This window comes from Pontibacter amylolyticus, from assembly GCF_014638845.1.
Lineage (GTDB): Bacteria > Bacteroidota > Bacteroidia > Cytophagales > Hymenobacteraceae > Pontibacter > Pontibacter amylolyticus.
This window is the reverse complement of the sequence record NZ_BMFP01000001.1, coordinates 452770-477204: the sequence shown is the minus strand read 5'-3', so window position 1 is coordinate 477204 and position 24435 is coordinate 452770. Positions and strand designations below refer to the sequence as shown.

Below are 24435 nucleotides of genomic sequence, written 5' to 3'. Positions count from 1 at the left end.
GGAATCAGAGTTATTTCTCTTGGGTAAATATCTTAACATCCGCGGCAAAGCGGTCTTCTTCCTCCATGTCCGGGAAGTGCGCACTGTTTTCATACAACTTGATGACGCTGTTGCTTAACACCTGCTTCAGGGCAAGGCCCGTGTGTAAACCGCCGTTTTTGTCATGCACGCCACTAATGATCAGCGTTGGTGTTTTCAAACCCGAAGCTTTCTCTACCAGGTCGGCTTTATTGTGCTTGATGTATACCTTGGCCATCAGACCTGTATTCTTCAGCTTGCTTTCCTGCCACAATTGCCTGTTTTTCTGAGCCAGTTCAGGATTCAGGAACAGGAACCGGTCGACTACCTCAGAAGAGCTTAAATCCCAAACCCTTCCATACTTGTCTTCTATCGATGTCGTGTCTTTTAAGATCTGCTCCAAATCCGCTTTGAGTGTACTGTCGCCAATGGCATAAAAGCCCTGCATCTGCACCAGCATGTTTGCTTTCGATAATTCGGCAGGCGAAGATAAGATCAGTTTTTCCACACGCTCTGGATGCGCAATGGCATATCGCAAGGCCAATTCTGCCCCAAACGAGTACCCGAGTAAGGTCATTTTCTGCACTCCCAGAGTTTCTCTCAACTGGTCCAGGTCGCTGATGAGAGTTTGCAGCAGATAGTCGTTCGGATCCTCGGGTGCTTCACTCCTTCCGCTTCCACGCTGTTCGTAATATACCACGGTGGCAAAAGACTCGATCTTTGGCCCTATTGTCCTTTCAAAGTTATACTGGTTGCCACCCGGGCCACCATGCACGATGACAATGGGGGTAGTACTGTTTTGACTCCCTTTAACTTTAACCCAATGTTTAATGCCATTGAGAGTATAGAACTGCTCCCCGTCGCTGGCCTGTATTTTACTTTCAGGAGTCTGACTGGTGCTAGCAGGTTGGGTACAGGAAAACAGCACCGCTACAAGCAAAAGGCTGTATAGGTATTTCATGGGTATTGGTCTTATGAGCTTTTGAACGAGCGTAATCGTTTTCCGGGTTCGAGTCCGTAGAGCTGTCAGGATCATGCCTGAGGCTGCACGGCAATCTTCAGCACCACCTTCCTCACATTTTCCTCGGTGATCATCGCGGCATGGGCATCGTCAGGGAAGAAAATCGTGAATGAACCAGCCGGCACATCGAACCAGAAGGCAGGCTTGTCTGGGAAGAAGGCCGCGTCGCGCTCGTCGGTATACGGGTCGTTTGGCTCGCTGCACAGCGCCAGGTCGCGCCAGCCCATGTGGTCGGTGCCTTCCATCACATACTGGATGTCGATGTACTTGCGGTGCACCTCTATTTTAGCGTCTTTCTCAGGTATTCCGCTGCCTTCGGAGATGATAGCAAAGAGGTCTTTGCCCACAATCGCTTTCTGTCCAAGCGGAAGCGTCATCAGGTCAGCTTCCTGCAAGAATTGAAAAGCCTTTGCAAAAAGCGGGTGCATGCAGGTATAGCGTGCGGCGTTGGAGAGTTTGTCGAGAACCATGTAAGTTAGAAAGTTGAGAAGTTAGAAAGTTAAAAAGTTAATGTGCAGCGATAATACATAGTAATGATGTGATTAGCATGACCGTTTCCTTGTAGGACTAGGTCGCGACCTGGCCGAATCGTTCATCGGCAATCGTTCACAAAGTCCTGCCGAATCGTGCACTGGCTTTTCTGAATAAGCGGCAGGCCGCGCAAAACCACGCAAGTACTTGGCATCATTCTACTCTGACAAAGTGCAACGCCAATCAGTCAACATGGTTTAACGTACTGCTATCATTTGTTAAGTCTTTCCTAGAGGAGTCGTGTTACGTGATACCTGCTACTTGATACGCCGAAAAACGAACGAAAGCAGCACCTTTAGATGTTATATTGTGCTAAATTTGCCCTAAATCTAAGAGATAACAATTGATCTATCCAGATAACTTTGAAATAAAAATTGGCTTTGCGCAGGTACGCGACATGCTTTCGGAACTTTGCCTGAGCCCACTCGGCCGGCAGTTCGTCAGCCGCATGACGTTCCTGAACCGCCACGACCTGGTTCAGCGCCTGTTAGAACAAACGAACGAGTTCAAGCAACTGCTCGAGTCCGACGCCGAGATTCCGCTGCAGCACTATTTTGACGTAACCGCCTACCTCGACCGCGCCGCCATACCGGGTACCTTCCTGGAAGTGCAGGCTTTCTTTGAGATCAAAATGTCTCTGCGTACCATACGCGACTCGCAGCGTTTCATCTCCAGCACCGAAGAGGGCAAATTTGAAGCCCTGAAAGCCCTGGGTGCCAATGTAATGGTTGAGCGCTCCCTGATCGCCGCCCTCGACAAAGTGGTGGACGATGCCGGTGCCGTGCGCGACGATGCCTCGCCTGAATTGCAGCGCTACAAGCGCGACCTGATCGCGCAGCAAGGACAACTGCGCAAAACGATCAGCTCCATCATGCGCCACGCCAAGAACGAAGGCTGGACACCCGGCGATGCCGAGCCAACCATTCGCGGCGGTCGTCTGGTTATACCTGTCATTGCCGAGCACAAGCGCCGCATCAAAGGCCTGATCCACGACGAGTCGAACACGGGCCAGACGGTCTACATTGAGCCGGAGTCTATCTTCGAACTCAACAACGACATCAAGGACCTCGAGAACGCCTACCACCGCGAACTGATCCGCATCCTGATAGGGCTGACCAACACCCTGCGCAACTTTATACCGGAGCTGCGCAAAGCGTACCAATACCTGGGCCTGCTGGATTTTATCCGGGCCAAGGCGGCCTTCGCGCGTCGCGTCGAGGCCACGATGCCGAAGCTGCACAAGTACCCGCATATCGCCTGGAAACAAGCCATTCACCCTTTGCTATACCTGTCGCATCGGGCTTTGGGCAAACCAACGGTGCCAATGGACCTGGAGCTGACCCGCGAGCAGCGCATCCTGCTGATTTCCGGTCCGAACGCCGGCGGTAAGTCCGTTAGTTTGAAAACGGTGGGCCTGGTGCAGTACATGCTGCAGACTGGCATGCTTATACCTGTGGGAGATAATTCGGAGGCCGGCATCTTCCACGACATATTCATCGACATTGGCGACGAGCAGTCCATTGAAAACGACCTGAGTACGTATAGTTCGCACCTCACCAACATGAAGAAATTCGTGACGGTGGCCGACAACAAGAGTTTGGTATTGATAGACGAATTTGGTACAGGTACGGAGCCGGTGCTGGGTGGCGCTATTGCCGAGGCCGTGCTGCAGAACCTGAACGACAGTAAGGTGTTTGGCGTGATCACGACGCACTATACCAACCTGAAGAACTTCGCCGAGCGCACGCCGGGCATTGTGAACGGTGCCATGCGCTACGACCACAAAAACCTGCAGCCACTCTATCAGTTGGAGATCGGCAAACCGGGTTCATCTTTTGCCATTGAGATTGCCCGTAAGATCGGTTTGCCAAAGCACATCGTGGACAAGGCCAGCAGTCTGGTAGGTAAGGACAAGATCCGCTACGACCGCCTTTTGGAAGAATTGGAAACAGAAAAGCAGGAACTGGAGAAGAAGCTGAAAGAAGCTACTGCGCTGGAGCTGAAGCTGAAGCGCAACGTGAAGGAGTATACCGACCTGAAGAACTTCCTGGAGGAGAGCAAGCAGGATGTGATGCGCGAAGCCAAAGGCAAGGCCAAACTCCTGCTGAAGGATGCTAACCAGAAGATCGAAGCGACCATCCAGCAGATCAAGCAAAGCCAGGCCGAAAAGGAGCAGACCAAGCAGGCCCGTCGCGAGCTCGAAGAGTTTGCCACCGAGCAGGTGCGCAAAGAGGAGCCACGTCCCGCTCACAAACGGGTTGCCAGCAACGGCGGTCCGCTCAAGGCCGGGGATACGGTGGCGCTGATCGGGCAGGACTCGGTAGGCGAGATTGTAGGTATAAAAGGCAAAACAGCCGAGGTACTTTTCGGTGGCCTGAAGACGATCGTGAAGGTGGAGAACCTGGAACGTGCCGAGGCGCAGACCAAGAAGCAAAAGAAAGCCGAAGTGGCCGAAGGCTATACCCGTGGCATGAACATCACGCAGCGCATGGCCGACTTTGGCTCTACCATCGACATCCGGGGCGAATATGCTGAGGATGCGTTGAACAAAGTGATGAACTTCACGGACGAGGCGATCATGCTGGGTATACCGGAGATCAAGATCGTACATGGGCGGGGCAACGGGGTGCTGCGCCAGGTGGTGCGTGACTACCTGTACTCGGTGCCGGAAGTGGTCAGCCTGGCAAGCGAGGCCGAGGAAAGGGGAGGCGACGGCGCCACCCTGGCTGTTCTGAAATAAAAAAAGGCTCCTGTAAGGGAGCCTTTTTGGTTAGCGGGTAAATCTAAACTCTAGGTCAAGTTGACCGGTTTCGTCGTACGGATCGATGTAATTAAATTCTTTATCTGTTATTTTTAAAACTTTTAAAGTGGTCTCAAATGAGGTGCCCTTATTCATCAATATGGATTGTTCATTGTTGACAAATTCCCAAGTGCCATTATCAGTTTGACCCTTAAAAGTTACCAGATAGGTTCCAGCTTTATCAAACTTATATGAAAGCTGGGTTACATCGAAAGGATATTCTTCATCATTCCGAAGTTCACTGGTTATTTCATCTTCGCCCCACCAAACAGATTGTCCTTTCCACTGACCAGCAGTCAAAAAATCCCTTTTTGAGGGACCGTTGTCATCGTCTTTGTCGCACGAGGTCATGCTGGTTACCAGGAGCAGGGCAAACAGGAAAGTGAGTAATTTTTGAAATTTCATGCAATGTTATTTGAGTGAAAGATAGATTACCTGGATCCTGTCCTGCGCTGGGAAAGTGCGGTGAAGACGCACGTAGGGCATTAGCCAGCCCTAACTTACTGAATTTAGTCTTTCTTCACAAACTGGACCTTCGCATCGAAGCTGGTGTTGTTGCGGTTCACAGTGGTGATGAGGTCCATGTTGGTGGTGGTCAGGCTTTCTAACTGGAGGTCGCCGAGCAGGTCGAAGTAGATGATCGTTTCATTTTCCTTGAATTCCCAAGTGCCGGTCGTAGTCTGTGATGTGCCAGCCTGGTCATATACTGCGGTATAGGTACCGTCGCGGCGCAGGGTCAGGCGTGTGCTCTTGATATCGAGCAGCATGTCTTTGATCTCGGGGCGGTCCGACACGTCAAAACCATTGACAAGTACGCGTTCACCTTGCCACTCATGGGCTACAACAAGATCGGTTTTGGTAGGTTCGGGGTCATCTTTGTCACAGGATACCAATGCAAGAGGAAGTACCAGGAATAACAGGAGGTAACGGAGTATATAAAGTTTCATAGGGTTGTAAGCTATTATAGTATACCCTATATATCGCAGCCTGTTTAAATAAGTTAGGGAAGTTAAATAAAAATTTTAGCGTCCCCCGGAAGACCTGATGCTTAGATGATGTTTACCTCCGGTTGCAGTGTAATGCCGAATTTCTCCTGTACAGATTGGATGATATCGTGTGCCAGCTGTAGCAGGTTTTCGCCTTTCGCACCGCCATAGTTTACCAGCACCAGCGCCTGGTTTTTGTGTACGCCATAGTTATCGATCACTTTTCCTTTCCAGCCGCACTGCTCAATCAGCCAGCCAGCCGGTACCTTCACGCTTATTTCGGACACAGGGTAGGCAGGCATTTCGGGGTATTGTTCTTTGAGCACATCAAAAAGGAGCACCGGAATTTCGGGGTTCTTGAAGAAACTGCCGGCATTACCGATCTGCGCCGGATCAGGCAGTTTGCTGCGGCGGATGTGGCACACGGCGGCGCTCACATCGTGTATGGTAGGCTGTTGCACCTGCATGTCCTGCAGGGTGGTCTGTATGGCGCCGTATGTGGTATTCAACTCAGGGTTTTTGCGAAGGCGCAGGGTCACGGTCGTCACCACATACTGTCCCTTCAGGCTGTGTTTGAACACGCTCTCCCGGTATCCGAACTGGCAGGCTTCCTTGTCGAAGGTATGGACTTCGCCGGTTTCGAGCTGCACGGCTTCCAGTTCTACAAACACATCCTTCAGCTCAACGCCATAGGCCCCGATGTTCTGCAGGGGAGCGGCACCCACCGTGCCAGGTATAAGCGACATGTTCTCGATGCCACCCAGATCATTTTCGAGGCAGAACAGCACCAGGTCGTGCCACTTCTCACCACCGCCAGCACGCACGTAGGTATAGCCACCTTCTTCGCGCAGCACTTCCATACCCTTGATGCCGTTGAGCAGCACAATGCCTTCAAAATCTTTGGTGAACAGCAGATTGCTACCCCCGCCTAAGATGAGCTTCGGCTCTTCCTTCACCTCCGGACGCTGCAGTAGCTCCTGCAATTCGGGCACACTGTCGAAGCGCGCAAAGTGCCTGGCCCTGGCATCGATGCCAAACGAATTGTAAGGTTTGAGGGAAAAGTCTTTCTCGAATTTCATAAACGGGTATTTGCCGTAAAATTAAGCTTTATAAGTTAGAAAATTAAAAAGTTAGAAAGGCAGCAAGTGAGAATATTGGGGAATCATCAGACTAAGTCAGGGCAAAAAAAATTTATAGGTTGACAGGGGCCAGCTTGACCAACCTAAATGATCAGGTATAGTAATAAGAACTCTGAGGTAATAATTGTTAGATGGAACATGTTATTAAGCTCTTTAAAAGCTCCAAAACTGATAAGTATAACTTTCTAACTTTTTACCTTTCTAACTTCCCAACTTAAAACGCTATTTTTGCGGTTTAAACAGGTATAGCAAATGGCGAAGCAAAAGCAGAGCGATAATTTCAACATGATTGCCACAACGCTCAGTGGTCTGGAAGAAGTCTTGGCAGAAGAGCTTCGGGCGCTTGAGATGGAGTTTATCAAAGTAGGCAACCGGGCTGTTTCTTTCTCGGGTAACCTGCGCCAACTCTACGAAGCCAACCTGTGGTGCCGCACCGCCATCCGCATCCTCCGGCCGATTCGTACCTTCAAAGCCCGCAACGAGCGCGACCTGTACGAGCAGGTGCAGAAAACCAACTGGTCCGAGGTGTTTGACCTGAACCAGACCTTCGCCATCGATGCCGTGGTGAGCCATTCTACTTTCGAGCACTCGCTTTTTGTGACTCAGCTGACGAAAGACGCCATCGTCGACCAGTTCCGCAAAGCCACTGGTGAGCGGCCTTCTGTGGACCGCATCCGGCCGGACGTGCGCCTGAACCTGCACATGCACGAGAACATGGTCACGCTGTCGCTCGACTCTTCCGGCGACTCACTGCACCGTCGCGGTTACCGTCTGCAGACCAACGTAGCGCCGCTCAACGAGGTGCTGGCCGCCGGCATCATCTCCCTGTCAGGCTGGGACAAAAAATCGACCTTCATCGACCCCATGGCTGGCTCGGGTACCTTCCTGATCGAAGCGGCCCTGATGGCGCAGAACATTGCGCCGGGCATTTTCCGCCGTGACCCCTATGGTTTTGAAAGCTGGAAAGACTATAACGCCGAGCTGTTTGAGATGGTGTGGAAGACGGCCGAAGCCAAAGAAAAGCGCGAGCCGCAGGCCCAGATCATCGGGTACGACATCGACCCGGACTACGTGCTGGCAGCCCGTAAGAACATCGAGAACGCCGGGCTTGAGCATGTGATCAAAGTGGAAATGGCTGACTTTTTTGAGACAAAAGCTGCGGCCGAGGAGGGAGTTTTGATCATGAACCCGCCCTACAACGAACGTATCCAGTCAGACGACATTCACCAGCTATACAAACAGATCGGGGATACGCTCAAGAACAACTACCAGGGCTTCGATGCCTTCGTATTCACCGGCAACCTGGATGCCGCGAAAAGCATTGGTTTGCGCGCCTCGCGTCGCACGCCGCTCTACAACGGGGCGATCGATTGCCGCCTGCTCAAGTATGAGCTATACCAGGGAAGTAGGAGAGAGGAGAAGGGGTAGGTAACGTCTTGTGCATAATGTGGGTGAGGCGTAGCTAAAGCCTACATTATGAACCTTGTTGGGCTAAGTTATTTTTAAAGGTAGAATAGGCATAAGCAATACTTTCATCTTTCATGTCCAATAGTTTTTCTGGATTGTCACCATTCTTTTCCATAAATTCCATACTCAACCTTACTTCTATGGTTCCTGAGCCAAAATAAGAGTATGGCTCCAAATGCATAATTTCTTCTAAATCTCTTCTTTCTTCTTTTTCGCCGTCTATTACTACAGTCCAGTAATTCCCAAAGTCATAATGCTTCTTATACTGTGGAGCCACTAGGTCTTTTTCTTCAATAGGAAACCTTCCAATAACTTTCCAGTAGCCTTGTGTGATAGTAGGTGCTAGACCTGCGACTAATAAGTTATCATGCAAATAGGGTTTTGAGGCAAGCACCGTTAAATCTTCGAGCGGTTTGTTGCTCTTGTAGTCGAACACCTTTAACAATGCTACCAGCCTACCCAATTCTTGGTGCTTAGTTCCGTCTATGTATTTGGCATAAGCGTATCCGTAGCCACTACAGAGAGGGATTTCAAGTATACATCCGTCAACTTTGCGCTTATGCTCTTTTCTATTCATAACTTTTATTAAGTCCAACTAGTGTATAGAAGGAGTGTCGACTCCCACTATCTGCAATATCTATATAGTTGCTTAATTATTTAGTATCTAATATAAGCAAGATTCATCTTAACTTTTCATACTGGCTAAAATAAAAAGAGCGCCCATTTCTGAGCGCTCTTTCTTTTTAAATCTTAATTGAGAATTTACATTCTTCTGATCTGCGCACCCAGTGCATTCAGACGGCCGTCAATATTCTGGTAGCCACGGTCGATCTGTTCCACGTTGTCGATGATGCTGGTGCCTTCGGCAGAAAGGGCTGCGATGAGCAGGGCCACGCCGGCACGAATGTCAGGAGACGTCATGCGGATGCCACGAAGCGGGATTTGCTTGTTCTGACCAATCACCGTGGCGCGGTGCGGGTCACACAAAATGATCTGGGCACCCATGTCGATCAGCTTGTCCACGAAGAAGAGGCGGCTCTCGAACATTTTCTGGTGCACCAGCACAGTGCCTTTTGCCTGTGTCGCCACTACCAAGGCAACGCTCAGCAGGTCTGGTGTCAGGCCAGGCCAGGTATGGTCTGCAATATTCAGGATGCTGCCGTCGATGTAGGTATCCACTTCGTAGCGGTCCTGCTCAGGTATAAAGATGTCATCGCCTCGGAATTCCATTTTAATGCCCAGACGCTGGAAGGTGTCCGGTATAAGGCCCAGTTCCGGTATCTGGCAGTCTTTGATGGTGATCTCGGATCCGGTCATGGCGGCAAGGCCGATGAAAGAACCGATCTCGATCATATCAGGCAGCATGCGGTGCTCGGTTCCTCCAAGCGCTTTCACACCCTCTATCACCAGCAGGTTAGAGCCAATGCCGCTGATCTTCGCGCCCATGCGGTTGAGCATACGGCAAAGCTGCTGCACATAAGGCTCGCAGGCTGCGTTGTAGATCGTGGTCGTGCCTTCGGCCAGCACGGCAGCCATCAAAATGTTGGCTGTACCTGTCACGGAAGCCTCGTCGAGCAGCATGTAGGCGCCTTTCAAAGCTGGTGAAGTAACGGTATAAAAATCGTCTTCGGCACTGTACTCAAAAGTAGCGCCCAGTTTTTCGAATCCTGTGAAGTGCGTGTCCAGTCTGCGACGGCCGATCTTGTCTCCACCCGGCTTTGGCATTTTCGCTTTGCCGAATCGAGCCAGCATTGGACCCACGATCATCACAGAGCCTCTGATGGCGCGACCCAACTCCACAAAACGCTCGGAGTCCAGGAAGTCGATGTCGATATCGTTTGCCTGAAAGGTATAGGTATCAGGCGACAGACGCTCTGTCTTCACACCGAGCGAACGTAGCAGTTCAATCAGTTTGTTGACGTCGCGGATATCGGGGATATTAGAGATCGTTACTTTCTCGGGGGTAAGGAGCACGGCGCACAGGATCTGAAGTGCCTCGTTTTTGGCACCCTGCGGAATGATTTCTCCGCGCAGCTTTGCGCCGCCTTTTACTTCAAATGAAGCCATTTAGTACTATTTGTTTCGTTGGTTGGAAGTTGTTCTGGTGTTTTTGTGGCTACGCTTGTCACCGCCACGGTTTTGCTGCTGTTGCTGCTGAGGGCGACTGCTGCCACTGTCCTGCGACTTGCTGCTCACGGATTCGAACAGGCTGTTGCTCTCGATCATAGACGGGTCCAGGTTCAGCTTTCCTTTGGAGATCTGCTGGATGTCACTCAGGATCACATCGTCCGTGATACTGTCTTTGTTGTAAGAGCGGTAGAGCGTCTTCATCAGCTTCCCGATGGAAATGGTTGCCGCTTCACGCTCTTTTTCGTCTTCAAGCTCAGTGGCACGCTGTATGAGCAGCTCCACATTCTGACCATAGTGCTTATACCTGGGCGTGCTGAGCGGATACTCCATGCGCTGCGGCTTGTCGTTGAGGTACTCCATGGCGCTGAGCGGATAAGGCGCATCTACATCGAGCTTTGAGCCGGACATCACATACAGGTGGTTCCAGAGCTTCTGCTGAAAATCCTGTGTATCGCGCAACTGCGGATTGAGCTTGGCCATCAGATTGATCAACAGGTAGGACAGGCGGGTGCGCTCTGCTTTGTCTTCAATGCTCAGTATGTGATTGACAAGATCCTGTACGTTTCTGCCGTATTCGCGCAGCAACAGGTCCTGCTTAAAGGTGGTACTTGCTTCCATTATTTCAATTTATGAATCTCAAATGTATGTTTTTTTTTCGTATCAGGTATCACGTATCACGTAGCAAGACTTTTGGGGAATTGACTATAGAAGTTGTGACAAAAGACAAAGGACTATCTATATATATGAAGGTATAATCATTCCCGAAAACTCTTTTGTCCTTTGTCAAATAATCTTTTGTCTCAAGAAAAAGTTGTGCTACGTGATACGTGTGTCGTGATACGTATTTTACCCATGTATCCGCAGCTTGGCGAAGCTCAACAGCAAGGTTTTCTCGCCCACTTCGTCGAAGTTGATGATGGCCTTGGTGCTGTTGCCCTGTGTGTCCATTTTGCTTACTACGCCAAAGCCGAATTTAGGGTGCTCTACTTTCATGCCGGCAGCCAGATTCGACGTGTCGCTTGGCTGAAAGTCGGCAGGAGCGGTATAGGCGGTGGCGGCCTGCTTGCGCGCCGGCTGCTGCACCAGGCTGCTGATGCTGCTCTTGCGCTGCAGCACGCGGTCGAATACGTTGCCGCCTCCGCTGGCCGTGTTCTGCTCGCCGTATTTAAAGTTGAGATACTTCGGATCGATCTCGTCAAGGAAGCGGCTCTTCTCGCAGGCCCGCAGGTTACCCCACTGGTAACGGCTGGTGGCGTAAGTCAGGTATAGCTTTTTCTCAGCACGCGTAATGGCCACGTAAAACAGGCGTCTTTCCTCTTCCAGGTCAGCGCGCGAGTTCAGCATCATCTGGCTCGGGAAAAGGTTCTCCTCCATACCTACGATGAACACATTCTTAAACTCCAGACCTTTGGCCGAGTGAATCGTCATCAAGGTAACAAACTCGCCGTCCATATCAGCTTTGGTATCGGCATCGGTGATCAGGGCGATGTCCTGCAGGAAGGCCGACAGACTCTTGTCTTCCTTTTCCGGATCGTCGACATATTCTTTTATACCATTGAGCAGCTCCTGAATGTTCTCGTAGCGGGCAAGGCCTTCCACGGTTTTGTCCTGGTACAGGTCGTCGACAATACCGGAGTGCTTGGCCACATGCTTGGCTACTTCGAAAGCGTCGGTATTATCGGCAATGCGGGCGAAGTCCTTTATCATGATCGAGAAGTTCTCGATCGCGGTTCCTACGCGGTTGCCTAAAAACTGACCGGCATTCTGAATCACTTCCCATACGCTGTGATTGGTCTCGTCGGCCGTCACGAACAGTTTCTGCTCGGTGGTCTCGCCAATTCCTCTTTTCGGGTAATTGATCACACGGCGGAGCGCCTGCTCATCGTTCGGGTTCACCACCAGACGCAGGTAGGCGATCAGGTCCTTGATCTCCTTACGCTGGTAGAACGACAGACCGCCCACAATCTTATACCTTATGTTCATCCGGCGCAGGGCCTCCTCCATGGCACGCGACTGGGCATTGGTGCGGTACAGGATGGCAAAATCGTCGTAGGAGAGGTGGTTGCTCATCTTCTCCTCAAAAATGGTCGTGGCTACCAGCTTGCCTTCCTCGTTATCCGAATTGGCTTTGATCACCTCGATCAGCGGTCCCTGCTCGTTGTCGGTATAAACGTCTTTTTTGAGCTGCGCCGAGTTGTTTTTGATCACCGAATTGGCGGCGTTCACGATGTTTTTGGTAGAGCGGTAGTTCTGCTCCAGCTTGAACACCTCCAGCTCCGGGTAGTCACGCTCAAAGTTGAGGATATTCTGAATATCAGCCCCACGGAAAGCGTAGATGGACTGCGCATCGTCACCCACCACCACAATGTTGCGGTTCTGGGCGGCCAGCTTGCGTGTGATCAGATACTGTGAGTAGTTCGTATCCTGATACTCATCCACCATCACATACTTGAAAATGTGCTGGTATTTGTTGAGCGCATCCGGATGGTCGCGGAACAGCACGTTGGTCTGGAACAGCAGATCGTCGAAGTCCATAGCGCCGGCCTTGAAGCAGCGATTGGCATACTGCTCGTAGATCTTGCCAATTTTCGGGCGCATAGCCGCCTCGTCATCGGCCTGAATCACGGCATCGTTCAGGTACTGCTTTACCGAGATCAGCTTGTTTTTAGCTGAGGAGATACGACCCAGCACCACGTTTGGCTTGTAGAGCTTGTCATCCAGGTTCATCTCCTTCACAATGTTGCGAATGAGCGTTTTGGAGTCGTCGGTATCGTAAATGGTAAAGCTTTTCGGATAGCCGATCTTGTCCGCCTCGGCACGCAGGATGCGCGAGAAGACGGAGTGGAAGGTACCCATCCAGATGTTTTTGGCCTCGTTTCCGATCACTTTCTCGATACGATGGCGCATTTCTTTGGCCGCCTTGTTGGTAAAGGTCAGGGCCAGTATGTTGAATGGATCGACCCCCAGACTGATGAGGTGGGCGATCCGATAGGTGAGTACTCTTGTTTTGCCTGAGCCGGCACCCGCTATGATCATGGCTGGCCCCTCGGTGTGGAGCACGGCCTTGCGTTGCGACTCGTTCAGTAAACTAATATAATCCATTTGCTTTCTTCCGCGTGCGTCATTAATAATCCATGCAATTTACACATTCCTATCCGTTTTAGGAACGGCACTCGCACATTTAGAGAACCAGACAGCACCACCAATTGGTTTCTTATAGCGGAATGCAATTTTGGCCTCTGTTTTGCGTGTCTTCCGGCAGCGCTTTTTAGAGAAACGCCGCATTATCTGTATCTTTGTAAAGTTAAGAAGGTTGAAGTGGCGTTTGCCTGCTGTATACCTGAGAAATATATGATCCCTTTACCACGCATGAAGAAACTACTCCTGTACCTTGCACTGCTCCCGGCCGGGCATCTGGCCGTGGCGCAATCCGATACCAGCCAGGTTGTCAAGGTTATACCTGACTCCCTGAAACAGGTGAAAGTTCCACGCTCCGCCAAACAGGTATGGCGCACACCGGAAATGCAGGAAGGTATGGACCTCTACATCGGATTAAAGTACAACGAGGCGTACGCCAAGTTCCGCCAGGCAGCGGCGCGCGATGAGGCCGCGGCCTATTACTTTATGGGACGCATGCACCAATATGGCGAGTTGGTGGAAGACGGAGCGCCTATCGACGAGATCATTACCTCTGACTCAGTGGCCTATGTGCGCAACCCTGAGAAATTCTACAAAGCTGATCCTGATACGGCACGCTTTCTGTTCGAAAAGGCGCTGGAAGGCAGCAGTCTGTTCGGTAACCTGGGACTGGCGGAGCTGATGACCATCCGTAACGACGAGGACAAACAGCGCTTTACGCGTCTCATGCGCAGCGCCGCCCTCGACATACGCGACATGGCCATTGCAGGCGATGCCTTCAGTAACCGCATTCTGGGCAGCATGTACTATACCGGCTACGGCGAGATGGAGGACAAAGGGTATGCCTATACCTACATCAAGCGGGCAGCTGAGCTGAACGACGTGGTAGCTTATACCTCTTTAGCAAACCTATACCTGAGAGGGGAGGGTGTGAAAGAGAACGTGGCACAGGCGAAGTACTGGCTTGAGAAAGGTGCTGCAGTCGGAGAAAAGGAAGCCCTCTATACCTTGGGTCTGCTGTACGAAGAAGGGAACCTGGGAAAGCCGGAGCCTGAGAAAGCACGTAAACTCTACCACCAGGCTATTTCGCAGGGCAGTTCCAATGCTTTCGAGCAGCTTAAGTACCTCAACCAGTCGTCTGACCAGAAGCTGGTGCTGGCAGCCATTGAACGTAACCCGGATATCGTAAAGCGGACACTGGAAAGTGGCGCCTACGTCAATACCGTGTCTGTGCCAAACGGTTATGATTTTGACTTCAGACTGCGCACACCGCTCATGCACGGCATTTTTATCCCACTGTTGCTTGAGGACTACGGTGTGATTTACCAGCCGGATGTTCGACTGGAAGTGGCCAGTCTGCTTCTGCGTAGCGGCGCCGACGTAAACGCGACCGACCAGGATGGCAAAACAGCCCTGCATTATGCCATGTCAGGAGCCCGCATCAATACGGAAGGTTTTGAGATTGAACAGGCGCAGCTGCTGGACACGCTTTTCAAGTATAAGGCCGACCCGAACGTAGTAGACAACAAAGGCAATACCCCGCTGTACTATGCGGTTCGCTTTGCCAACGGCACACACATGATGGAGATGAGTCGCCTGCTTGATGCTGGTGCCAACCCGAACATCCAGAACCTGGAAGGCCTGACGCCGCTGATGCTGGCCTGTCAGCTGGATGGGGGCAACGAGGTGATCGTGATGCTGATCAACGCCGGTGCCGACCCAAGCCTGCGCGACTTTTCAGGCAAAACAGCCATGGACTATACCAAGCGCGAAAGCGTGCAGAACATTCTGACGGCTGCAGGAGCAAGGGCCCCGAAGCGCTAGTCTAAACTTATTTAACGTTAATTTTGTCTCTTCTTTGCCGGTGAGTCCGGTTATAGAGGCCTATTCTATTACTTACATGATCGTTCTTCAGAATACCGTCATCAGTGACGACATCCGCGATAATTTTTTCGTCTGCAATCTTGAAAAGTGCAAAGGGGCCTGCTGTGTGGAGGGCGACCTGGGCGCTCCGCTGGAAGAGGAAGAACTGGCTATACTGGCGGATAACTACGAGCATATCAAACCCTACATGACGGGAGCCGGAAAACTGGCCGTGGAGGAGCAGGGGCTGTACATCCAGGATTTTGAAGGCGATTATTCTACCCCAACCATTGAGAACCGGGAGTGTGCCTACGCACTGTATGATAACCAGGGTATACTGAAGTGTGCCATTGAGCAGGCCTATTACGATGGCAAGATCAGCTGGAAAAAACCCATCTCCTGCCATTTATACCCTATCCGCATTACCAAATACGACGACTTCGAAGCACTGAACTACGACCGCTGGAGCATCTGCGCTGCGGCCTGCAACTTCGGGGCTGCCCTGGGGGTGAAGGTATACCAGTTTCTGAAAGAGCCGTTGATCCGGAAGTATGGTGAGGGTTGGTATAATGAACTGACTGAGTTGATTGAAAAGGAAGCACAAACCGCCACTACCTAAGGTATAGGTATAGCATATTGAACAGCGAAGCCCGGCCAAAATGGCCGGGCTTCGCTGTTTTAAGAAAGTATTCTTTTACTTGATCAGACCGGCATTTGTCCAAAGTTCCAGCAGGTTGGCCGACAGTTTATCGCCCTTGCTTTCTGCCTGTCGCGCCCAATAAGTGGCCTGTTCGTAGTTGCCGGCGGCTTCGTAGGCAATGGCCAGGTTGTGGGCCGCCTTTCTACCTGTTTTGGAGGATAGGTCCTGTGCCAGGGGCTGGAGTGTGGCAATGGCCTGCTGGAACTGTCCCAACAGCAGCATGATGTGGGCCTGCTGCAGCGGGCTAGCCATGTGAACCTGCCGTACCAGCAGCGTCGGCTGTGGATAGAAACGGTCCCAGTAGCTGTAACCTGTCTCCACCGCCAGCCTGTTTACCACGGGGCCTGCTTTGCCCATGGCCGGCCCGATGGCCAGCAGACCGCTCACCACGGTTCGCGAGTCATAAAATTCCTGCTGCTCCACCGTTGCCTGATCCAGCAGCGTACCTGTGCTATCGTAAAGCGACCAGGTACTCGCCACAACCAGATCGAAATTGGCAATTTTGGTCTTGTCACCATACTCATCTTCATAGCTATTTACCTCTCTCCCAAATCCTGTCTTGAACTTGTCGAGCGATAGGATCAGGTGCGGGCCATACTGCTTAAAGAGCGCATTAACTTCTTCCCCGTTGAGCCGATCAGAGCTAGCAGGCAGACTGATAGCCTGATCCGGGTTGACCAGCACAAAAGTCGAGTCGTTGTAGATGGCGCCCATCGCACCTCCGGCAGCCTGGTAGGCACCATCGCGCAGCACAGCTATTACATTCTCGTTCTTATTCGAAGCCTGCGCGGCCGCATCATAGCGGTTCACAACCAAAACTTTCCATTGGTCAGGGCTTACACGCACCACGGGAGGGCGCACCGTTTCCATCGTGATCATGGTTGCGCAGCTGCTGAGCTGAAACACCAGTACGGCCCACAAAAGGGTTGCAAAAAGCTTGCTTAATTTCATTTCTGTAACTTGTCAGATGCGTGGCTAAGTTAATGCAAATATGATATTCGCTCTATATTTTAAAACCACATATATCGGGCCAAATAAAAAAACCGGCCCATTGCTGAGTCGGTTTTTTTATTGAAGAACTTGTAGCGCTTATAGGGAGCTGAAGTCGAAATTGTCCAGGTAGGCTGTGGTGAAGTTACCTTCCTTGAAGCCCGGGTCATCCATCAGTTTCAGGTGGAATGGCACTGTGGTTTTAATACCTTCAATCACGAATTCGCTCAGAGCGCGCTTCATTTTCACAAGGGCCTCTTCGCGTGTCTGTGCGCTCACGATCAGCTTCGCGATCATAGAGTCGTAGTTCGACGGGATGGTATAGCCAGAGTAAACGTGCGAGTCTACGCGCACACCGTGGCCGCCCGGCACGTGCAGGTTTGTTATTTTGCCCGGTGAAGGACGGAAATTGTTCTTCGGATCCTCGGCATTGATGCGGCACTCAATGGCGTGCATCTTCGGGTAGTAGTTCTTGCCCGTGATACGCTCGCCGGCGGCTACTTTGATCTGCTCTTTGATCAGGTCGTAGTCAATTACCTCTTCCGTGATCGGGTGCTCTACCTGGATACGGGTGTTCATCTCCATGAAATAGAACTCACGGTGCTTGTCTACCAGGAATTCAATCGTTCCTACACCTTCGTAGTTAATGGCTTTGGCACCCTTGATGGCCGCTTTGCCCATGCGGTCACGCAGGTCGTCGGTGATGAACGGAGAAGGCGTTTCCTCTACCAGTTTCTGATGACGGCGCTGGATAGAGCAGTCGCGCTCCGAAAGGTGCGCTACCTGTCCGTGCTGGTCACCGATCAACTGGATCTCGATGTGGCGCGGCTCCTCAATGTATTTCTCCAGGTATAGACCATCGTTACCGAAAGCAGCCTTTGACTCGGTGCGGGCATCATTCCAGGCTTTCTCGAACTCATCTTCGTGCTTGATGATGCGCATGCCGCGTCCACCACCACCGGCTGTCGCCTTGATGATCACCGGGTACTTAATCTTCTTTGCCAGCTTCTTGCCCTCTTCCAGGGAATTCAACAGGCCGTCAGAACCAGGTATGGTCGGTACGCCCGCTTTTTTCATGGTGTCTTTGGCTGAAGACTTGTCGCCCATGGCGTTGATCATTTCCGGAGAGGCACCGATGAATTTGATGTTGTGCTCGGCGCAGATGCGGGAGAACTCGGCATTTTCAGAAAGGAAGCCATAACCCGGGTGAATCGCGTCGGCATTGGTGATCTCGGCAGCTGAGATCAGGTTGGGCATGTTCAGGTATGACTGCGCACTTGGGGGTGGGCCAATGCATACGGCCTCGTCAGCAAAACGCACGTGCAGGCTTTCCTTGTCAGCCGTAGAGTATACAGCCACCGTCTTGATGCCCATCTCCTTACAGGTACGAATGATGCGCAGGGCAATCTCGCCTCTGTTGGCGATTAGTATTTTTTTAAACATAAAATCAGATTTGGAGATTTGGGGATTTGGAAATGTAGAGATCGAAGTGAAAATGATATAAAAATGGAGAAGGTTATGGCCATCTCCATTTTCAAATCCTCACATTTTCAAATTTTCAAATCGTTAAATTAGCTAGGATCTACCAGGTAAAGTGGCTGATCGTATTCCACTGGGTTGGCATTGTCTACCAATACTTTTACGATTCTGCCCGATACTTCTGACTCGATTTCATTGAAAAGCTTCATCGCTTCGATGATACAGATTACCTGACCCTTTTTCACTTCGTCGCCTACGTTTACGAACGCTGGCTTGTCTGGGCTGGAAGAGCGGTAGAAGGTGCCGATCATGGGTGCTTTGATGGCGATGTATTTGCTGTCGTCGCTAGCCGGTGCAGCAGCTGGGGCTGCCGGAGTGGCTGGGGCGGCAGGAGCCTGGGGTGCGGCAGCCGGAGCGGGCGCAGGAGCGGCAGCGTGATGCGCAGCGCTTGCTGACTCTTTCACATAGCTCACCTTCTGGTCTGGATCGCGTTTCACCGAGATCTTGAATTCTTCTGTCTCAATGTTTACTTTATTCAAGCCAGACTTGGCGATAAAGTCAATAAGGTCCTGGATTTCTTTAGCTTTCATGTTATTATTTTACTCGTTCTGCGTAAGAATAAGTTCGTGTGTCTACTTTGATTTTTTCGTCCTGCCCAATAAACAACGGTACCTGTATGGTGGCGCCTGTTTCCACAATAGCTGGTTTTGAGGCATTGGTGGCAGTGTCGCCTTTCAGACCGGGCTCCGTGTAGGTGATGGTGAGCTCTACGAAAGGAGGGATCTCGCAGGTAAGCGGGGCCTCCGTCTCGGCATGAAACAGGATCGTCACTTCCTGGCCTTCTTTCATCAGGTCAGCAAATGGCACCATTTTCTCGTCTAGGGCAACCTGCTCGAAAGTATTCATGTCCATAAAGTTGTAGCCCATGTCATCTTTGTAGATGAACTGGTGCGGGCGCTGCTCCACACGGGCAGTAGTGATCTTATGACCAGCCGAGAAAGTGTTATCTAATATTTTTCCGGTTTTGATATTGCGGAGCTTCGTTCTCACGAAAGCAGGGCCTTTGCCTGGTTTAACGTGCTGAAACTCAACAACTACATAAAGGTCGTTGTTAAATTCCATACACAGACCATTTCTGATATCAGCTGTGGTTGCCATAGTATGCTGTTGTTACGCTTGAAATTGAATGAAACGATAAAAGTATAGCGCAAATCGCTGTCTTGCAAACAAAGTTAGCTATTATACTCAAATATTGATCAAAAAGCTTAGGGCAATTCGCATGGAAAGCAAGTCGGATGTATCCTGACCACAAAGTCCGGAGTATAGCGCGACGAGTCATTTATTTTATATAAATTAGCGATTATTTTAAAAAAAGGCCGTGCCAACAAGGGCGCTCTTGCCCTTTTTGCGTATGGCTGTATGCCCAACAGCACCTGACCAGTGCGTTTTTTTAATGTAAATCTCTCCTTTGCATGGATTATAAGCTCATCTTTGACAACACCCCGGAAGCGATGGTATTGCTTGACCCCGATCTGAAAATCGTAGGGGCCAATAAGCGGTATCTGGAAGTAACGATGCGGCAGCTGGACAATATTCTGGGCAAGCATTTTTTGCTGGAAGCCTACCCGGAGCCTAATGTGCCCTATGAAGAAAATCCGGTGCGGCTTTCTATAGAGGAAGCCATTCGCAAAGGCCGGAAGGTATACCTCGACGTGATACGCTATGCGATTGCCCGCCCTGACGGAAGCGGCTACGACGAGCGTTGCTGGGAAGCTTCCCATACGCCCATTCTGAATGAACAGGGCGAATTGTTGTATGTGCTGCAGGAAACCAAAGACGTAACGGAGCGGGAAGAGACGAAGAAGGCCTTGCAGGATGTCGAGCAGAAATTCCGGTTCATGGCAGACTCCATGCCGCAACTCATCGATGCCGATGACGCGGCTGGTAACTCGACTTATTTCAACAAGCAGTGGCAAGCCTATACAGGTATACCGATGGAGCAGTTGATGGCGGGCGGCTGGAAAGCAGCTCTTCATCCGGATGATTTGCAAAGTGCCTTAAAGGTATGGCAACATTCGCTTGAGAAAGGGGAGGCCAGCCAGGTGGAAATCCGCATTCGCGACAAGGATGGCGATTATCGCTGGTACCTGAGCCGCTACCTGCCCATGCGAAATGAAGACGGCACGATCCGGATGTGGCTCGGAAGCTGCAGCGATATCCACGACATGAAGAACCTCGTGCAGGAACTCCTCACAAGCAACGAGCAAATGTCCGAACTGGCGGATCAGGTGCAGCTTGCTTTCCGGAAAGTAGAAAATGAGCGTATGACGCTGGAACGCCTTATCATGCAGGCCCCGACTTTCTTCGCTATTCTGAAGGGCAAAGAACATCGTTATGAACTCGTCAACACAAAGTACCAGGAACTGTTCCCGCATGTAACACTTATCGGCAAAACGGTGGCGGAAGCCTTGCCGGAAATTGCTGATCAGGGTTACATTGATGTACTGAATAATGTATATCAGACGGGTGAAACGTTCGAGGCCAAAGAAATTATGGTGAAGCTCTCCACTCCGGAGGGTCAACTGGAGGACAATTACCTTACCTTCATTTTCCAGCCGCTTTTTGATGAGCATAAGCAAATAATCGGGATACTGGTCGCAGGTTTCAATGTGACCGACAAATACCAAATGAAGAAAAAACTGCAGGAGTTAGGTATAGCAGTAGACGAATTATAGCAGCAGCATTTAGAAAAGGAAGAAGTGAATTCAGCGCAGGTAGATTTACAGCAGATTCGGATTAAGCATATTCTGTTTAAGTCCAAGGTGCGTTCTGTGCTGTACGGAGGGGTGCTCGATAGCGTCTTTTTCTCAGATGCAGGCCCGATCAGCCATTGGTTTTTGCAGGTGGGGAAAGTGAAGTTTGGGAATGAACCGGAACTGTACAGTCTTCAGAAAACACACAGCGAGTTGCTGACAAATGCAAACCAACTGTTCAGCCTCTACCGAAGCGGCAGCATCGACCAGGCACATGCGGGGATGAAGGACATCGAGAAGCTATCTGACCGTTTTCAGGAATTGCTCACGCAGTTGGAGAAGCGACTTGCCTTGCGGACCGATATGGTTTAAGTAATCCGGTAAAAAGATCTATAAACAGGAAAAGCGGCACATCGGCCGCTTTTCCTGTTTATAATCAGATTGAATTATTTCGAATCGTACGCCCACTTCAGGTAGATGGCGCCCCATGTAAAACCGCCGCCGAAGGCCGCCAGAATCAGGTTGTCGCCTTTTTTCAGCTGCTTCTCGTACTCCCACAGGCAGAGTGGAATGGTGCCACTTGTTGTGTTGCCATAGCGCTCAATGTTGAGCATCACTTTGTCACTGCCCACGCCCATGCGATTAGCCGTCGCGTCGATGATGCGCTTGTTCGCCTGATGCGGAACCAGCCAGGCAACATCTTCAGCCGTCAGGTTGTTGCGCTCCATCACCTCGGCTGATACATCCGCCATGCCTTTTACGGCGAACTTAAATACCTGCTGTCCTTCCTGGTAAGCGTAGTGCTCACGGGCCTGTACCGTTTCGATGGTAGCAGGTTTGCGGCTGCCGCCTGCCTTCATGTGCAGGAACTGGGCGCCTGTTCCGTCTGACTTCAATACGGAGTCCAGGATACCGTAACCTTCTGTATTAGGCTCCAGCATCACGGCGCCGCCGCCATCACCAAAAATGATACAGGTGGCGCGGTCGGTATAGTCAACGATAGCAGACATCTTATCGGCTCCTACCACGATCACTTTTTTGTATTGCCCTGACTCGATGAACTTAGAGGCAGTAGCCAGCGCGAAAAGGAAACCGGAACACGCTGCCTGCAGGTCGTAACCGAAGGCATTTACGGCGCCTACTTCAGCCGTGATCAGGTTGGCCGTGGCCGGGAAAACCATGTCGGGGGTAGTCGTGGCGCAGATGAGGAGTTCTACTTCTTCTGCTTTGGTATTGGTCTTTTTGAGTAATTCGAGTACTGCCGGTACTGCAATATGCGAGGTGCCTTTGCCTTCGCCTTTCAGAATGCGCCTTTCCTTAATACCGGTGCGTGAAAGGATCCATTCATCATTGGTCTCTACCATTGTTTCCAGTTCCTTGTTCGTAAGCACGTAGTCCGGAACATAACCAGCCACTCCAGTGATCGCGGCAGTAATTTTACTCATATTGTGAAAGGTATAAGTGTTGGATGTTTAAGACGGCAATATAATAAAAAAAACTTGGCACAAACCGTCATTACGCAAAAAGAGTAGTGAGACAGTTTGTGCCAGGAAATGTTTTTGGCCAGGGCCAGCGTCTTTTATTGGACGCCCGTATGCTTTCTAAATCGCTCCGAAAGGTTAGTGGCTACCATTTTCTGGGCCTGCAAAATCATGTTGCAGACAGCCAGCGGGGAAGAGACACCATGTCCGATAACGGCGTTGCCGTTGATGCCCAGGATCGGGCTGCCACCTACGGCCTCGTAGTTGAACTTGTCGAAAAACGGATCGTGCATGTTCTTCTCGTTGAGGATATCGTAGACAGACTCTGCCATCTTCAGGATGATGTTGCCGGTATACCCGTCGCACACGATCACATCAGCTTTGTCGTTGAACATGTCGCGTCCTTCGATGTTGCCGATGAAGTTAATGTTTGGGTTAACTTTTAGGCGCTGGTGCGCTGCCTGTGTGTTGACAGTGCCCTTGCCTTCCTCTTCACCCAGGTTCATCAACCCGACTTTCGGATTTTCGATCTCCAGTACGTATTTGGCGTAGATAGAGCCAATTTCGCCGAACTGCTCCAGTACTTCAGGTTTGCAGTCAGCGTTAGCACCCACATCCAGTATGATACCGAAGCCACCATTGAGCTTTGGTACCAAACCGCCAATAGATGGTCTTAAGATGCCTTCTACGGCTTTTACGCTGAACATGGCTCCTACCAGCATTGCTCCGGTATTGCCGGTGCTGCAAAAAGCATGTGCCTTTCCAGCTTTCAGCATACCAAAACCAACAGCGATACTGGAGTCTGGCTTCTGGGTAAGTGCTTTGGTGGGATGTTCTCCCATGTCAATTACCTGGGTGGCGTTCACCACCTTTATTACAGAACCAGTGTAACCATACTCTTTCAGCAGCTGATTCAGAATATCTTCCTTGCCAATAAGCAGGATCTCATAATCTTCTTCGAGCTGTTCTGCAGCTAACATAGCACCCTTCACGTTTGCTTCAGGTGCATAGTCGCCGCCCATAGCGTCCAGGGCGATTCTCATGTACTGGATGACGTTAAATTATACAGAACTTAAACGGAGTACAGACTTGGGTTACTGAGCGTTTGCTGTATAATTTTTGATCGCCAGTTTGCCTTTGTGGTACAGGTCGCCTTCTACCACGTAAGCATGGTGGAACAGGTGAGGAGTGTCTGTTGTTGGGCAGATTGCAATCGCTTTCTCAGAGAGTTTCTGGTGAGTTCTTCTCTTATCTCTTCTGGTCTTCGAAATCTTGCGTTTAGGATGTGCCATTTTTAGTTATAAATTTACTTGCTGTTATGTAATACTTTATTATTCTACTGCTTGTTAGTTCAGGTTTTTCAGGGCATCCCAACGTGGGTCAACGTCATCGTCGTCATTTCCATCGTTGTCTTCCCCTTCACTGTCGCCCGCCTGGCGCGAAGAGTAGATCAGGATATCCCTTTCGTCGTCTTCGTCCTGCTCTTCCACAAAACGTGGGTGAAGCTTCTTCATTGGCAGCGATAAACCAATGTAATCATACAGGTGCTGTGCTACGCTGATCGTCTGCGTCTCGGGCGTGATCTGCCACAAGTCCTCATCCAGCTCGGCATTTTCCTCTCCATACTTGATCAACAGCGTCTCTTCTATGTCCAGCGGCTGGTCAAACTCCTCCAGACTGCGGTCGCAGGTGAGGCGCACGTGCCCTTTAATGTTAAAATGCAGCGTCAGCAGCGATTCGGTCTTATCGAGCTCTACTTTCGCCAGTAGCTTTCCCCCCAGTATGATCTCCTGCTCAAACAAAGCAAAGAATGAATCGTCCATCTCAAACTCGTAATCATGCTTTCTGTTACTAAGTTTGGCTATGCCGATTTCGTAGTCTTTAAGCTTTTTCACTACCGTGTTTTTATTGCAAGACGCAAAATTAGAACATTATTTTG

Annotated in this window: 23 protein-coding genes; 6 read left to right on the top strand and 17 right to left on the bottom strand. The window is 50.7% G+C overall.

Translation table 11 applies throughout. The features are described 5' to 3' along the window. Window positions 1–10 precede the first annotated feature (10 nt). Together IEV97_RS02090 and IEV97_RS02085 are read right to left on the bottom strand one after the other, a co-directional pair. Window positions 11–979 carry an alpha/beta fold hydrolase gene (locus tag IEV97_RS02090; protein WP_188499845.1) on the bottom strand — a complete coding sequence of 323 codons (969 nt, stop codon included), beginning with the start codon at window positions 977–979 and terminating at the stop codon, window positions 11–13. A 71-nt stretch (window positions 980–1050) separates the two neighbouring features. Next, entirely contained in the window at window positions 1051–1509 is a 459-nt protein-coding gene (locus IEV97_RS02085) for a NanQ anomerase/TabA/YiaL family protein (protein ID WP_188499844.1), read from the bottom strand. A gap of 404 nt (window positions 1510–1913) precedes the next feature. On the opposite strand from IEV97_RS02085, the gene IEV97_RS02080 reads away from it, so the two are divergent. After that, complete coding sequence (locus IEV97_RS02080) at window positions 1914–4310, top strand: endonuclease MutS2 (protein WP_188499843.1); 2397 nt, start codon at window positions 1914–1916, stop codon at window positions 4308–4310. 30 nt (window positions 4311–4340) lie between these two features. On the opposite strand, the gene IEV97_RS02075 is transcribed toward IEV97_RS02080, so the two are convergent. The 3 genes from IEV97_RS02075 to murB form a co-directional block, all read right to left on the bottom strand. Continuing rightward, window positions 4341–4775 (bottom strand): hypothetical protein, encoded by a 435-nt coding sequence (locus tag IEV97_RS02075; protein WP_188499842.1) that lies wholly within the window; start codon window positions 4773–4775, stop codon window positions 4341–4343. Between the two features lie 104 nt (window positions 4776–4879). Then, window positions 4880–5317 (bottom strand): hypothetical protein, encoded by a 438-nt coding sequence (locus tag IEV97_RS02070; protein ID WP_188499841.1) that lies wholly within the window; start codon window positions 5315–5317, stop codon window positions 4880–4882. 101 nt (window positions 5318–5418) lie between these two features. Then, window positions 5419–6435 (bottom strand): UDP-N-acetylmuramate dehydrogenase, encoded by a 1017-nt coding sequence (gene murB, locus IEV97_RS02065; RefSeq protein ID WP_188499840.1) that lies wholly within the window; start codon window positions 6433–6435, stop codon window positions 5419–5421. A 312-nt stretch (window positions 6436–6747) separates the two neighbouring features. On the opposite strand from murB, the gene IEV97_RS02060 reads away from it, so the two are divergent. Next, window positions 6748–7923, top strand: coding sequence for a THUMP domain-containing class I SAM-dependent RNA methyltransferase (locus IEV97_RS02060; protein WP_188499839.1), 1176 nt, complete (start codon window positions 6748–6750; stop codon window positions 7921–7923). 46 nt (window positions 7924–7969) lie between these two features. Here the strand turns inward: IEV97_RS02060 and IEV97_RS02055 are convergent, their stop codons facing one another. The 4 genes from IEV97_RS02055 to IEV97_RS02040 form a co-directional block, all read right to left on the bottom strand. Then, entirely contained in the window at window positions 7970–8539 is a 570-nt protein-coding gene (locus IEV97_RS02055; RefSeq protein WP_188499838.1) for an Imm26 family immunity protein, read from the bottom strand. A gap of 185 nt (window positions 8540–8724) precedes the next feature. Next, window positions 8725–10029: a UDP-N-acetylglucosamine 1-carboxyvinyltransferase gene (gene murA, locus IEV97_RS02050; protein ID WP_188499837.1), complete on the bottom strand. Its 1305-nt coding sequence runs from the start codon at window positions 10027–10029 to the stop codon at window positions 8725–8727. A gap of 6 nt (window positions 10030–10035) precedes the next feature. Next, window positions 10036–10710: a DUF4290 domain-containing protein gene (locus IEV97_RS02045; RefSeq protein WP_188499836.1), complete on the bottom strand. Its 675-nt coding sequence runs from the start codon at window positions 10708–10710 to the stop codon at window positions 10036–10038. A 228-nt stretch (window positions 10711–10938) separates the two neighbouring features. Continuing rightward, complete coding sequence (locus IEV97_RS02040; RefSeq protein ID WP_188499835.1) at window positions 10939–13194, bottom strand: ATP-dependent helicase; 2256 nt, start codon at window positions 13192–13194, stop codon at window positions 10939–10941. Window positions 13195–13461: 267 nt separating this feature from the next. Here IEV97_RS02040 and IEV97_RS02035 point away from each other — a divergent pair, with 267 nt between their 5' ends. Together IEV97_RS02035 and IEV97_RS02030 are read left to right on the top strand one after the other, a co-directional pair. Then, window positions 13462–15054, top strand: a complete 1593-nt coding sequence (locus IEV97_RS02035) for an ankyrin repeat domain-containing protein (RefSeq protein ID WP_188499834.1) — start codon at window positions 13462–13464, stop codon at window positions 15052–15054. Between the two features lie 76 nt (window positions 15055–15130). Continuing rightward, window positions 15131–15712 (top strand): DUF3109 family protein, encoded by a 582-nt coding sequence (locus IEV97_RS02030; RefSeq protein ID WP_188499833.1) that lies wholly within the window; start codon window positions 15131–15133, stop codon window positions 15710–15712. A 75-nt stretch (window positions 15713–15787) separates the two neighbouring features. Here the strand turns inward: IEV97_RS02030 and IEV97_RS02025 are convergent, their stop codons facing one another. From IEV97_RS02025 to efp, 4 genes are all read right to left on the bottom strand, one after another. After that, on the bottom strand, window positions 15788–16744 hold the full coding sequence (locus IEV97_RS02025) for a DUF6340 family protein (RefSeq protein ID WP_188499832.1): 957 nt from the start codon (window positions 16742–16744) through the stop codon (window positions 15788–15790). A gap of 138 nt (window positions 16745–16882) precedes the next feature. Further along, on the bottom strand, window positions 16883–18226 hold the full coding sequence (gene accC / locus IEV97_RS02020; protein ID WP_188499831.1) for an acetyl-CoA carboxylase biotin carboxylase subunit: 1344 nt from the start codon (window positions 18224–18226) through the stop codon (window positions 16883–16885). 128 nt (window positions 18227–18354) lie between these two features. Continuing rightward, window positions 18355–18852 carry an acetyl-CoA carboxylase biotin carboxyl carrier protein gene (gene accB, locus IEV97_RS02015; protein ID WP_188499830.1) on the bottom strand — a complete coding sequence of 166 codons (498 nt, stop codon included), beginning with the start codon at window positions 18850–18852 and terminating at the stop codon, window positions 18355–18357. A 4-nt stretch (window positions 18853–18856) separates the two neighbouring features. Next, window positions 18857–19420 carry an elongation factor P gene (gene efp / locus IEV97_RS02010; protein ID WP_188499829.1) on the bottom strand — a complete coding sequence of 188 codons (564 nt, stop codon included), beginning with the start codon at window positions 19418–19420 and terminating at the stop codon, window positions 18857–18859. Window positions 19421–19734: 314 nt separating this feature from the next. Between efp and IEV97_RS02005 the strand changes: the two genes are divergently transcribed. Next, window positions 19735–20997, top strand: a complete 1263-nt coding sequence (locus IEV97_RS02005) for a PAS domain-containing protein (protein ID WP_188499828.1) — start codon at window positions 19735–19737, stop codon at window positions 20995–20997. Window positions 20998–21021: 24 nt separating this feature from the next. After that, window positions 21022–21387: a histidine kinase gene (locus tag IEV97_RS02000; RefSeq protein ID WP_229733744.1), complete on the top strand. Its 366-nt coding sequence runs from the start codon at window positions 21022–21024 to the stop codon at window positions 21385–21387. 74 nt (window positions 21388–21461) lie between these two features. On the opposite strand, the gene IEV97_RS01995 is transcribed toward IEV97_RS02000, so the two are convergent. The 4 genes from IEV97_RS01995 to IEV97_RS01980 form a co-directional block, all read right to left on the bottom strand. Beyond that, window positions 21462–22460 (bottom strand): beta-ketoacyl-ACP synthase III, encoded by a 999-nt coding sequence (locus tag IEV97_RS01995; RefSeq protein WP_188499827.1) that lies wholly within the window; start codon window positions 22458–22460, stop codon window positions 21462–21464. Window positions 22461–22594: 134 nt separating this feature from the next. Beyond that, a complete protein-coding gene (gene plsX, locus IEV97_RS01990; protein WP_188499826.1) occupies window positions 22595–23539 on the bottom strand; it encodes a phosphate acyltransferase PlsX in 945 nt (314 codons plus the stop codon). Between the two features lie 51 nt (window positions 23540–23590). Continuing rightward, complete coding sequence (gene rpmF / locus IEV97_RS01985; protein WP_076666519.1) at window positions 23591–23788, bottom strand: 50S ribosomal protein L32; 198 nt, start codon at window positions 23786–23788, stop codon at window positions 23591–23593. A 54-nt stretch (window positions 23789–23842) separates the two neighbouring features. Beyond that, window positions 23843–24391: a YceD family protein gene (locus IEV97_RS01980; RefSeq protein WP_188499825.1), complete on the bottom strand. Its 549-nt coding sequence runs from the start codon at window positions 24389–24391 to the stop codon at window positions 23843–23845. Window positions 24392–24435: the final 44 nt, after the last annotated feature.